Genomic DNA, 12,367 nt, shown 5'->3' on the forward strand with positions numbered 1-12,367 from the left:
GCCGCTAAACAAAACTAATATAAGGAATCAACGCCGCGCTGAACGACATCAGAAAATGGAAAATCGGTACGCCGAGCACACTTAGCAGAATCAGGCCAATAAAAACCAAGGAGCCATAGCGCGAATTGAAATAATCATATTGGCTGCTTAGCCTGGGTGGCAATAGCCAGGACATGATATAATGCCCATCGAGTGGGCCCATAGGAATAAGATTAAATAACATCAGTAACAAATTGATTTGAGAAAGAATTGTTAAAGCAAGCGCTGGTGGATCAGAGAAAGTAAAGGCACCTGTTTTTAACCCCCACAACAGTAGGTTCACTGATAGGATCGCCAGCAACAAATTCATCAGTGGCCCTGCCGCAGCCACTGCGGCACCGGCCCAAGGCTGTTTCATTTTATTAGGGCTAATAGGCACAGGTTTGGCATAACCAAAACCAACCAGCACCACCATCAACAGACCTAATGGATCCACATGGGCGGCAGGGTTCAATGTAAGCCGACCCATTTTCTCTGCGGTATCATCGCCCAACATTTTCGCCGATCTGGCGTGACCATACTCATGCAGGGTTAGTGAAAAAATAATAGCGACCAGAATAATTCCAAAAACCAGCACTTGCCCGTTGTATAGTAATGACAGCATGAAAACGCTTTCCCTAAAAAAATACAGACCGCATTCTAGCAGCTTGATTCGAAAATAAATTTGTTGCCAGCAAGAAAATGCGTTTTAAAGACATGACAACAGCTTGAGGCTAACCCCTTATAAACGCCGGTTTGTAATACAACAGCACTTTCGTTAGAATGCACGCCCTTTCCACTCGCCGTTTCGAAACATACCCCGCCGATTGGTTGTACTGTATCCGCTCAGCATCGCTGAGGCGAATCGTTATTTATTTTCTTGTTTTTTGAGCCCACTAGATGTTTGAGTTTCACCCCAGTAAAGTCGCTACCTGCAAGAATGATCTACTCTCCGGTTTAACCGTCGCCCTCGCCCTTGTTCCTGAAGCTGTTGCGTTCGCCTTTGTGGCAGGCGTTGAGCCGCTGGTGGGGCTATATGCGGCCTTTATGGTGGGCTTAATCACCGCCTGTATCGGCGGACGCCCCGGCATGATCTCAGGTGCTACCGGCGCTTTGGCGGTGGTAATGGTCGCCCTGGTTGCCGATCATGGCGTGGAATATTTATTCGCTACGGTAGTGCTGATGGGTCTGTTACAGATTCTCGCGGGCTGTTTAAAACTGGGGAAATTTATCCGCATGGTACCTCATCCCGTCATGCTCGGTTTTGTGAACGGCCTGGCAATAGTAATTTTTCTTGCCCAGCTCAGCCAGTTTGGCGTCAACGGCGAGCCCGGCTGGTTAAATAATACCTTTATGGAAGGCACCATCATTGACGTTGCCTGGCTCCAGGGAGAACAGCTATACCTTCTTTTAGGTTTGGTATGTTTAACCATGGCTATCATTCATTTTTTACCGAGATTTACCACGGCTATACCCTCATCACTGGCGGCCATTGTCGTGGTCAGTCTATTGGTCGTCAGTCTTGACCTGGACACCCGGGTGGTGGGAGACATCGCATCAATCAAAGGCGGCCTGCCCAGCTTTCACCTACCGTTGGTGCCATTCAACATTGAAACACTATGGATAATCCTACCCTACTCAATCATTTTAGCCGCCATTGGCTTAATTGAGTCATTACTCACCCTACGTTTGGTAGACGAAATCACCGAGTCCCGCGGACGCGGTAATAAAGAATGCGTCGGTCAGGGTGTAGCAAACACTGTGACGGGCTTTTTTGGCGGCATGGGCGGCTGCGCGATGATCGGCCAAAGTATGATCAATGTAAACTCCGGCGGACGTGGTCGACTCTCAGGCATCTCCGCTGCGCTGTTTCTGCTGCTGTTTATTCTTGTGGCCTCTTCATTAATCGAGCAAATCCCATTAGCCGCATTAATTGGCGTCATGTTTATCGTCGTCATCGGTACTTTTGAATGGAGTAGTTTTCGTATCATCGGCAAGGTGCCGCGTACCGATTCAATGGTGTTGATATTGGTGTCCGCGGTAACGGTCGCAACCGACCTTGCTGTTGCCGTTGTGGTGGGAGTCATCGTTTCGGCCATCGTCTTTGCCTGGGAACATGCTAAGCATATTCGTATTGAGGCACGCGAAGACCACAAGGGCTCTACGGTGTACGCAGTAATAGGCCCTTTGTTCTTCGGTTCTGTAACCTCTTTTCTCGAGCGCTTTGATCCACAACAGGATAATGATGAAGTTGTCATCGACTTCGCCCGCTCCCGTGTTGCAGACCATTCGGGGCTGGAAGCCATTGATACGCTGGCGGAACGCTACCTAAACGCTAACAAAAAACTGCACCTGGTGCACTTGAGCGCCGAGTGCCGAAAACTATTACGCAAAGCGGGTAATTTGGTAGAAGTGAACGTCATTGAAGACCCCAAATACTTTGTCGCGGAAGATAGCCTTGCCTAACGCGGGAACTATTTCCGTAACGGATCCAGTACTGCTTCTTGCCCGTTGATTTTTATCTCTAAGGCTATTTGCATTAGGGTTCCAAGATTCCCTGATGGAAAGCCTTTGTTGGCGAACCAGAGTAGGTATTCCTCCGGCAGGTCAATAATCACTTTGCCTGCGTACTTGCCAAAGGGCATTTGGCTATTTGCCAGAGCCACTAGATGTTCCTTTTTAATCATGATCAAATTTTCTTAGAGTATATTTTGCGCTAATCGACAATACTGAAGCATCAGCCAGTATAATACAGGCCAGTTTGGGCAACGACCTGTTTACTCAAAATAGTTAGCAAGCCCGCAGATAGCGTAACAATCTATTTTCATTGCTATATTAATCGAGAAACATCTCATAACTAACTGTAATCAATGGATTTTAATAGCTCTAAAATAACATGGAAAAATATAATCTCTCTGACAGGAAGTCGTTGACATGACCACCAGATCCCCCTTAGACATTTTACAAACCACTTTCGGCTACGACAGTTTCCGCGGTCCGCAAGCCGAGATTGTAGACACGCTCAGCCAGGGCGGCGATGCCATGGTGCTGATGCCAACCGGTGGAGGCAAATCGCTTTGCTATCAAATCCCCGCGTTAATTCGACCTGGCGTCGGTATTGTTATTTCTCCCTTGATTGCACTCATGCAGGATCAGGTCGACGCAATGATCCAACTCGGCATTCGCGCCGCCTTTCTCAACTCGACGCTGAATGCAGCTCAAACCAGAGAAATAGAACAGCAGCTGCGCGATGGCCAACTGGATTTACTCTATATCGCGCCGGAACGGCTGAACCAACCACAGACATTCGAACTACTGCAACAAATTGCAATTGCCCTTTTTGCCATTGATGAGGCGCACTGCGTTTCCCAGTGGGGTCACGATTTTCGCGCCGACTATTTAAGCCTTAATGTGTTGCACAAACAGTTCCCGCTCATTCCGCGCATCGCCCTCACCGCCACCGCTGATCAACGTACCCGTGATGAAATCATTCAGCGCTTGAGTCTTGCCAGCGCCAAACTCTTTGTCGCTGGTTTTGACCGCCCAAATATCCAATACCGAATAACGCAGAAAAATAACCCACGCCAGCAGCTGTTACGATTATTGAAAAATGAACATCCCAATGATGCCGGAATTGTTTATTGCTTATCACGCAAGAAAGTAGAAGCCACAGCACAATGGCTCTCCGAGCAGGGGTTTACCGCACTGCCCTACCACGCGGGGTTGGCAGCCACGACGCGCCAGCAAAACCAGCAACGTTTTTTACGTGAGGATGCGGTCATTATTGTCGCCACGATTGCCTTTGGCATGGGAATTGATAAACCAGACGTGCGTTTCGTCGCCCACCTTGATCTCCCCAAAAGCATTGAAGCCTACTATCAGGAGACTGGTCGTGCGGGCCGCGACGGTACCCCAGCAACGGCCTGGATGACCTATGGCTTGCAGGACGTGGTCAAACTGCGCCAGATGGTAGAGGGTTCCGAAGCAGGAGAACAGCATAAACGCGCTGAGCTGCACAAACTCAATGCAATGCTGGGTCTGTGTGAAATTACCAGTTGCCGCCGCCATGCGTTGCTGCACTATTTTGGTGAAGACGCTCCCGTTAGCTGCGGTAATTGCGACACCTGCATCACGCCAGTGGAAACCTGGGATGGCACCGAGTCGACGCAAAAAGCGTTGAGTTGCGTCTACCGCACCGGGCAGCGCTTTGGCGTCAATCATGTGATTGATGTGCTGCTGGGTAATGAAACAGAAAAAATTCTTCAGCACCAACATCAGCAGATCAGCACCTTTGGTGTCGGTCGTGACCTGGATATTAATCAATGGCGCTCAGTGTTCCGGCAGCTGGTCGCACGCGGCTACCTTGCAGTTGATATCGCCGGATTTGGTGCGCTCAAGCTAGAGCAAAAATGTCGCCCGATCCTACGCGGCGAGCAATCGATCAGTCTGCGTAAAGATGTGGTAGAAAAGGTCACCCGCAAAACATCGAAAAGCACCTTTAAAGGCCAAGACCCGGTGCTTTGGGAAGCGTTACGCAACTGCCGCAAACAGCTGGCAGACGAACAGGGCGTTCCGCCTTTTGTGATTTTCCACGATGCCACGCTGATGGAAATGGCCAACCTGCTACCACAGACGCTCGAGCAGCTAAATCGCATCTCCGGTGTTGGCAAAAGCAAACTGGAAAAATATGGCCAGGCATTTCTGCAAATATTGCGTGAGCATCACAGCTACAGTACCGCAGCCGACGACAATGACACTGTCGCAGAGACGGCCAAACTTCTGAATACTGGCAAATCCATCGCTGAAGTTGCCAGACAGCGTGAGTTAAACGTAAGCACCATCTACAGCCACCTGGCGACTTTGATCGAGACAGGAGTCATCGCTCTCGACCAGGCAGTCGAACTGCCGATTGAGGAAATAGAACAAATTGAAGATCTGATACTCGCCGCCGAGGAAGAAAATGGGATATTTCGACTTAAGCCGGTCTACGATGAGCTCAACGGGGCTTATGACTATGGTATTTTGCGTTGTATCCGTGCAGGCTTGCTGGCACGCTCACTTTAGATTTTTAGTAGCATTTAGCGTAGATCAATAGCCCAACAGGTCGCACTAGTGGCAATAGCCGCAGTAACCATGCCGTTTTTTCGGCCATCAGAATGATCTTGTCAGGAGAACGCACTAGCCAAACAAAAACGGAACAACTATTTCGGTACCACAACTGCCATCATGCTATAAATAATCGGTTCACTAAAATACATCCCCAGGCACGCATACCCAGCCCTCCATCAGAACCCGCGCACTACGGCTCATGACTACCTTGTTAACGCGCCAATCACCATCGCTGTTACTGGCCTTCGCACCAACCGTCAACGTTCCTGAAGGATGGCCGAATGTCACTGATTCGCGGTCGCCGCCACCGGCGGCCAAATTTACGAGAGTGCCAGGTATGGCGGCGGCAGTCCCAATGGCAACGGCGGCGGTACCCATCATGGCGTGATGCAGCTTGCCCATCGACAGGGCACGGACATTGAGATCAATATCCGTGACAGCAATCTGTTTACCGCTGGAAGCTGCATAGTCAATTGGTTTAGCAACAAATGCAATCTTCGGCGTGTGCTGGCGGTTGGCAGCTTCTTCGATATTTTTTATTAAGCCCATACGCACTGCCCCATACGCTCTGATGGTTTCAAACATAGCAAGGGCTTTGTCGTCACTGTTAATTGCATCCTGCAGCTCCGCCCCGGTATAGCCTATTTCCTCAGCATTTAAAAAGATGGTAGGAATGCCTGCATTGATCAGGGTCGCTTTGAAGGTATCGACCCCAGGAACGTCCAGATCATCAACCAAGTTGCCAGTGGGAAACATGGCGCCCTCGCCGTCTGCCGGATCCATAAACTCAATTTGTATTTCTGCGGCGGGAAAGGTGACACCATCAAGCTCGAAGTCTCCGGTTTCCTGGACCATTCCCTCCGTTATTGGAACATGGGCGATGATGGTTTTATTGATGTTGGCTTGCCAGATGCGCACGATGGCAATACCGTTTTTTGGAATCCGGCCCACATCAACTAGCCCGGTTTTGATAGCAAATGAGCCAACCGCTGCAGTTAGGTTGCCACAATTACCACTCCAGTCGATAAAGGGTTTATCGATGGCGACTTGACCGAACAAATAATCAATGTCGTGATCTGGTTGACTGCTTTTAGACAGAATAACCGTTTTACTCGTGCTCGATGTCGCGCCGCCCATGCCATCGGTTTGTTTTCCGTAAGGGTCTGGGCTGCCAATGACGCGTAGCAGTAATTTGTCACGAGCCTCTCCTGGCACCTGTGCTGCTTCTGGCAGGTCAGTCAAATTAAAGAATACGCCTTTGCTGGTGCCGCCACGCATGTAGGTGGCAGGAATTTTAATTTGTGGTTTGTGAGCCATCTTGTTTATCTTCTCCAATAAGCTTCCTTAACATGGATCGGCACAGCCCCATTCTTTGAGGCACTTGGGTGCGCTGTCAGCACTGACGTCGGACCTATAAATTATCCCTCACCGATCTTGTCTTCAAGTCATAACTATTAAGCCATTCTTTTCAAAGAGTTATTTCAACATGGCGGATCATTTCGACGTAGAAGATGCCAAAAAATCTTGTGCGAAACGCTGTAGCACACCGCCAGCTTCATACACTGATAATTCTTCGGCAGTATCCAGTCGGCAGGTTACCGGCACTTCCACAGACTCCCCCTTTGCACGATGGATTACCAGTGTTAGTTGGGCACGGGGCGCTAGTTCTCCAATCACATCATAGGTTTCGGTGCCGTCGATCATATAGGTCTTACGGTTCTTTCCTGGTTTGAATTCCAGCGGTAGCACACCCATACCAACCAAGTTAGTGCGGTGAATACGCTCAAAACCTTCGGCCACAATGGCTTCCACACCTGCCAAGCGAACTCCTTTGGCCGCCCAGTCACGGGAAGAACCCTGGCCGTAATCTGCACCGGCGATAATAATCAGCGGCTGCTTACGTTCCATATAGGTTTCAATGGCTTCCCACATACGGCTAACCTTACCCTCCGGTTCAATACGCGTCAGCGAACCCTGCTTGATATGGCCGTTCTCTTGCACCATTTCATTCAATAGTTTCGGGTTAGCAAAGGTTGCCCGTTGCGCGGTGAGATGATCACCACGGTGAGTGGCGTAAGAGTTAAAATCCACTTCGGGTAAACCCATTTTAGCCAAGTACTCCCCCGCCGCGCTTGAGGCCAATATTGCATTAGATGGAGACAGGTGGTCAGTTGTAATATTGTCGCCCAGCACCGCCAACGGCCGCATGTCTTTCAGCGTACGGACTCCCGCCAACGCTCCTTCCCAGTAGGGAGGACGGCGAATGTATGTACTCTGCGAACGCCAATCATAGAGGGGGCTGACCTGGTCGCCTTTATCTGGCGAGGCTTCAAACATTGGAATATAGATTGCTCGAAACTGTTCTGGCTTAACGCTCGCTTCGACTATGGCATCAATCTCGTCATCGCTAGGCCAAATGTCCTTCAATCTGATGGGATTACCCGCCTTATCGTAACCTAAAACATCTTTCTCGATATCGAAACGAATGGTACCTGCGATGGCATAGGCAACCACCAGCGGCGGTGATGCCAAAAAGGCCTGCTTGGCGTAAGGATGGATACGGCCATCGAAATTACGATTACCCGACAGCACTGCCGTGGCGTAGAGGTCGCGGTCAATCACTTCCTGCTGAATTTCAGGGTCAAGTGCACCACTCATACCATTGCAGGTAGTACAGGCAAAGCCCACGATCCCAAAGCCCAATTGCTTCAACTCAGACAACAGCTCAGCTTCTTCCAAATAAAGTTGAACGACCTTGGAACCCGGTGCGAGAGAAGTCTTTACCCAGGGTTTACGGCTTAACCCTAATGCATTAGCTTTGCGCGCCAACAGCCCTGCGGCGATAACATTACGTGGATTACTGGTGTTAGTACAGCTGGTAATCGCTGCAATGATAACCGCGCCATCAGGCATCAGACCCGCTTCATTTTCCACTGTACCAGAGATACCTTGAGCAGCCAGCTCTGCAGTGGCGACCCGTCGGTGCGGGTTGGATGGGCCCGCAATATTGCGCCCCACTGAAGATAGATCAAACTTCAGCACACGTTCGTATTCGGTACTTTTCAGGCTGTCAGCCCACAAGCCGGCTTCCTTTGCATAGGCTTCTACCAGCTTCACCTGTTCCACATCACGCCCGGTCAGTTTGAGGTAGTCGATAGTCTTATCATCGATATAGAACATTCCTGCCGAAGCGCCAAATTCTGGTGTCATATTGGAGATAGTCGCACGATCTCCGAGAGTTAAAGCTGCTGCGCCTTCACCAAAAAATTCAAGATAAGACGAGACCACTTTCTCGTTTCGCAGAAATTCGGTAATCGCCAGCACGATATCGGTAGCGGTAATGCCCGGCTGACGTTTGCCAGTTAATTCGACGCCAATGATATCCGGCAAACGCATGTAAGAAGCGCGACCGAGCATCACATTTTCCGCTTCCAGACCACCAACACCGATAGCGATCACACCGAGCGCATCAACATGTGGGGTATGGCTGTCGGTACCGACCAAGGTATCAGGAAAGGCTACACCATCTTGCACCTGAATCACTGGCGACATCTTTTCGAGATTAATCTGGTGCATAATGCCGTTACCAGGTTGAATCACATCGACATTTTTAAACGCTTTCTTGGTCCAGTTAATAAAATGAAAGCGGTCTTCATTACGCCGATCTTCTATTGCCCGGTTCTTGTCAAACGCATCTTTATCGAAACCGGCGTGCTCAACAGCCAAAGAGTGATCAACAATTAATTGCGTGGGTACGACCGGATTCACCTGCGCCGGATCTCCCCCTTTCTCGGCAATGGCATCGCGTAAGCCAGCAAGATCAACCAACGCAGTTTGACCGAGAATATCGTGACAGACGACCCGCGCCGGATACCAAGGGAAGTCCAGTTCCTGTTTACGCTCGATGATCTGCTTGAGCGAATCAGTCAGGGTCGCCGGATCGCAACGGCGTACCAGATTTTCGGCTAATACGCGTGAAGTATAGGGTAGCTTGTCATAGGCGCCCGGCTGAATCGCGTCGACTGCCGAACGGGTGTCGAAATAATCCAGGTCGAACCCCGGTAAAGATTTGCGGTATTCAGTGTTCATTACTCAGTTCATCCACCAGCTATTATCAAGGCTTAAAATGCTTAGTTACGTTCAGACATGGGTAGCCATTGGTTATGCTCTGGCCCAACGTAATCGGCGCTTGGCCGGATGATTCGGTTATTAGAACGCTGTTCTTTGACATGAGCGGTCCAGCCGGATACACGACTCATCACAAATATCGGGGTAAACAACTTGGTTGGAATGTCCATAAAGTGGTACGCGGAAGCGTGGAAAAAGTCGGCATTGCAGAACAGCTTTTTCTCGCGCCACATGACCTCTTCACAACGAACGGAAACCTCATAAAGCCGGGTATCGCCCACCTGCTTCGCTAGTTTTTCAGACCACTGTTTAATAATGGCATTGCGCGGATCAGACTCACGATACACCGCGTGCCCGAAGCCCATGATTTTATCTTTGCGCGCTAGCCTACCCATCACTTCACGTTCAGCATGATCGGGATCGGTATATTTTTCTATCATATCCATCGCCGCTTCATTGGCGCCTCCATGCAAGGGGCCGCGTAAGGTGCCAATTGCACCAGTGACGCAGGAGTGGATATCGGACAGGGTCGATGCACAAACTCTTGCCGTGAAAGTTGAGGCATTAAACTCATGCTCAGCATACAGAATCAGCGAACAATGCATGACTTGTTCAAAGAGTTCATTAGGGGCCTTGCCGTGCAACATATGCAGAAAATGTGCGCCGATAGAGTCATCATCCGTTTCGGTTTCAATGCGCACGCCATCATGGCTAAAGCGATACCAATAACAGATAATGCTAGGGAATACCGCCAACATGCGATCGATATGTTGATCCTGCTCAGAAAAATCCTGCTCAGTTTCCAGGTTACCCAGCATGGAGCAGCCTGTCCGCATCACATCCATCGGATGTGCGTCAGCAGGAATGACTTCCAAGACTGCCTTCAAGGCAAGCGGTAATCCACGTAAACTTTTTAGTTTTGCGAGATAAGCGTCATACTCCTGCTGGTTTGGTAGTTTGCCATGCACCAGCAAATAGGCCACCTCTTCAAACTTGGCGTTAGATGCTAAATCGGAAATATCGTAACCACGATAGGTTAATCCAGTACCGCTTTTACCCACTGTACACAAAGCGGTTTCACCTGCTGATTGGCCACGCAAACCTGCGCCGCCCAAAGGTTTATCTACCATCTTCCACCTCCTTCAATTAATCATGTTACTTATTCTTACCCTGGCTGAAGAGCTGATCCAGCTTTTGCTCATAATCGTGATAGTTAAGATAATCATATAGCTCCATGCGGGTTTGCATCAGATCAACCACTTCAGTCTGATCTCCAGCTTCAAGCAAGTGCTTGTAAACCGTTTCCGCCGCCTTATTCATTGCCCGTACTGCCGTCAACGGATAGAGCACCATATCAACTCCATGCATGGCAAGGTCCACCTTATTAAATAAAGGCGTCACCCCAAACTCTGTCATATTAGCCAGTAAGGGTGCATTAATAGCCTCCTTAAAGGTTTGGTATTCCTCCAGCGTAGACATCGCCTCAGCAAACACACCGTCAGCGCCTGCCTCTATGCAAGCACATGCTCTATCAACGGCCGCCTGCAAACCTTCCGCTGCATAGGCATCCGTTCGTGCCAGTATAAAAAATTGATCATCGGTTTTGGCATCGACAGCAGCTTTAATCCGGTCAACCATTTCAGCCAGACTAACAATCTCTTTGTTCGGTCGATGCCCGCAGCGTTTCTGCGCAACCTGGTCTTCAATATGCACCGCCGCAACCCCGGCACGAATGGACTCTTTAATAGTACGTGCGATATTAAACGCACCGCCCCACCCAGTATCAATATCGATCATCAAAGGCGTATCCACTGCGGCGGTAATGCGGCGCGCATCCTCCAACACATCGTTCATGCTGGTCATACCCAAATCCGGTAAGCCATAGGAGGCATTAGCACAAGCACCACCAGAGATATAGACCGCCTGATGTCCAATTCTTTCCGCCATCATGGCAGTATAGGCATTAATGGTACCCACGATTTGTAATGGGGTTTCCCGCTTAAGGGCGCCACGAAAACGTGCGCCAGGCGATACTGATAGGGACTGTGTAGACATTACTATCCTCTCAAGACTTAATATTCCTCAACATTTATCGAGATATTGTTTCTCAATATTTTCCCGCGCGGCACTGATGTGTTTGCGCATCAGCTGCTCGGACAATTCAGCATCACGGTGCTCAATAGCCGCGACAATGGCATGGTGTTCATCAAAAGCATGTTTTGGGCGAGGTGTATCAACGCTAAACTGATAACGATACATACGGATCAGATGATAAAGCTCATCACAGAGTAACTTGATAAGTTTATTGTTGTGACTGCCCTGAACAATGCAATAATGAAAATCTAAATCACCTTCTTTTTGATAGTAGGCGTGACCGTCCTGAAGATCCTCATTTTTTTCATGCACAGACAACAGATACTTGAGTTTAAATATCTCTTCTTCAGTCATATTTTTAGCCGCAAGACGGCACGCCATACCTTCAAGAGCTTCACGCATATAGGAAATCTCAACCAGCTCCTTCAGCGTAAGTGAGACAACACGAGCACCCACATGCGCACGTCGCTCAACAAGTTTTTGCCCCTCTAGACGGCTAATCGCCTCGCGCAGCGGCGCTCGACTCACACCAAATTTACGGGCCAATTCCGGCTCGCTTATTTTACTGCCCGCAGACAGCTCTCCTCTAATAATGGCCGTTTGCAACTCGATAAAAAGACTGTCAGAAATAGTGCGAGTGGCTTCCAGTTTTTGAACTGATGAGATGTTTTGATGCATTTTAACACCCGGCGAATTGTCGACAATTGATAATATTGTCGACAATTTTAGTCAGAACGCCTTTAGGAGTCAACCGCTAATTTAGAACAAAGAAATGTTTGAATGCTATTGGAGTCTATTCGTTGTTCGAGACGATAGCCGCCACAGCTGCGTAGGTGGCAACCGAATAGGGAACTAGGTAAGTAAGCATTATCTTAATGAAAATCAACCCGCCAAGTTGTCCGTTAATGAGCACATCAACATGGTTGATCAGTACCAAAATTGTACCGACCACGACGGATATCTTAAGAGATCGCACTACGATTTGTTTTTGCAGCGCCAGGAAAAGCCAAGTTTTCAT

10 protein-coding genes are annotated in these 12,367 nt (G+C 49.2%); 2 read left to right on the forward strand and 8 right to left on the reverse strand.

Going from position 1 to position 12,367, the window contains the following annotated elements; genetic code table 11:
* Positions 1-4: 4 nt before the first annotated feature.
* Entirely contained in the window at positions 5-643 is a 639-nt protein-coding gene (locus tag H6995_07810) for a site-2 protease family protein (GenBank protein ID MCP5214898.1), read from the reverse strand.
* A gap of 275 nt (positions 644-918) precedes the next feature.
* Between H6995_07810 and H6995_07815 the strand changes: the two genes are divergently transcribed.
* On the forward strand, positions 919-2,484 hold the full coding sequence (locus tag H6995_07815; protein ID MCP5214899.1) for a SulP family inorganic anion transporter: 1,566 nt from the start codon (positions 919-921) through the stop codon (positions 2,482-2,484).
* An 8-nt stretch (positions 2,485-2,492) separates the two neighbouring features.
* Here H6995_07815 and H6995_07820 read toward each other — a convergent pair whose 3' ends face one another.
* On the reverse strand, positions 2,493-2,705 hold the full coding sequence (locus tag H6995_07820) for a DUF3820 family protein (GenBank protein MCP5214900.1): 213 nt from the start codon (positions 2,703-2,705) through the stop codon (positions 2,493-2,495).
* A 247-nt stretch (positions 2,706-2,952) separates the two neighbouring features.
* Between H6995_07820 and recQ the strand changes: the two genes are divergently transcribed.
* Entirely contained in the window at positions 2,953-5,082 is a 2,130-nt protein-coding gene (gene recQ / locus H6995_07825; protein MCP5214901.1) for a DNA helicase RecQ, read from the forward strand.
* Between the two features lie 183 nt (positions 5,083-5,265).
* Here the strand turns inward: recQ and prpF are convergent, their stop codons facing one another.
* The 6 genes from prpF to nrtS form a co-directional block, all read right to left on the reverse strand.
* On the reverse strand, positions 5,266-6,444 hold the full coding sequence (gene prpF, locus H6995_07830) for a 2-methylaconitate cis-trans isomerase PrpF (GenBank protein MCP5214902.1): 1,179 nt from the start codon (positions 6,442-6,444) through the stop codon (positions 5,266-5,268).
* A 177-nt stretch (positions 6,445-6,621) separates the two neighbouring features.
* On the reverse strand, positions 6,622-9,216 hold the full coding sequence (gene acnD / locus H6995_07835) for a Fe/S-dependent 2-methylisocitrate dehydratase AcnD (GenBank protein ID MCP5214903.1): 2,595 nt from the start codon (positions 9,214-9,216) through the stop codon (positions 6,622-6,624).
* A 41-nt stretch (positions 9,217-9,257) separates the two neighbouring features.
* The gene (gene prpC, locus H6995_07840) at positions 9,258-10,385 is read right to left on the reverse strand and encodes a 2-methylcitrate synthase (GenBank protein ID MCP5214904.1); all 1,128 of its coding nucleotides are present in this window, start codon (positions 10,383-10,385) and stop codon (positions 9,258-9,260) included.
* A gap of 25 nt (positions 10,386-10,410) precedes the next feature.
* Complete coding sequence (prpB, locus tag H6995_07845) at positions 10,411-11,310, reverse strand: methylisocitrate lyase (GenBank protein MCP5214905.1); 900 nt, start codon at positions 11,308-11,310, stop codon at positions 10,411-10,413.
* Between the two features lie 27 nt (positions 11,311-11,337).
* Positions 11,338-12,027, reverse strand: a complete 690-nt coding sequence (locus H6995_07850) for a GntR family transcriptional regulator (GenBank protein MCP5214906.1) — start codon at positions 12,025-12,027, stop codon at positions 11,338-11,340.
* A 115-nt stretch (positions 12,028-12,142) separates the two neighbouring features.
* Positions 12,143-12,367 carry a nitrate/nitrite transporter NrtS gene (gene nrtS / locus H6995_07855; protein ID MCP5214907.1) on the reverse strand — a complete coding sequence of 75 codons (225 nt, stop codon included), beginning with the start codon at positions 12,365-12,367 and terminating at the stop codon, positions 12,143-12,145.

This window comes from Pseudomonadales bacterium (genome assembly GCA_024234615.1).
Classification (GTDB): Bacteria; Pseudomonadota; Gammaproteobacteria; order Pseudomonadales; family IMCC2047; genus JAJFKB01.

Bases quoted from the DNA above. Each gene is read 5' to 3' on its own strand.
- recQ (MCP5214901.1), top strand. From the start codon at position 2,953: ATGACCACCAGATCCCCCTTAGACATTTTACAAACCACTTTCGGCTAC.
- H6995_07850 (MCP5214906.1), bottom strand. From the start codon at position 12,027: ATGCATCAAAACATCTCATCAGTTCAAAAACTGGAAGCCACTCGCACT.
- prpF (MCP5214902.1), bottom strand. From the start codon at position 6,444: ATGGCTCACAAACCACAAATTAAAATTCCTGCCACCTACATGCGTGGC.
- prpB (MCP5214905.1), bottom strand. From the start codon at position 11,310: ATGTCTACACAGTCCCTATCAGTATCGCCTGGCGCACGTTTTCGTGGC.
- acnD (MCP5214903.1), bottom strand. From the start codon at position 9,216: ATGAACACTGAATACCGCAAATCTTTACCGGGGTTCGACCTGGATTAT.
- H6995_07810 (MCP5214898.1), bottom strand. From the start codon at position 643: ATGCTGTCATTACTATACAACGGGCAAGTGCTGGTTTTTGGAATTATT.
- H6995_07815 (MCP5214899.1), top strand. From the start codon at position 919: ATGTTTGAGTTTCACCCCAGTAAAGTCGCTACCTGCAAGAATGATCTA.
- prpC (MCP5214904.1), bottom strand. From the start codon at position 10,385: ATGGTAGATAAACCTTTGGGCGGCGCAGGTTTGCGTGGCCAATCAGCA.
- H6995_07820 (MCP5214900.1), bottom strand. From the start codon at position 2,705: ATGATTAAAAAGGAACATCTAGTGGCTCTGGCAAATAGCCAAATGCCC.
- nrtS (MCP5214907.1), bottom strand. From the start codon at position 12,367: ATGAAAACTTGGCTTTTCCTGGCGCTGCAAAAACAAATCGTAGTGCGA.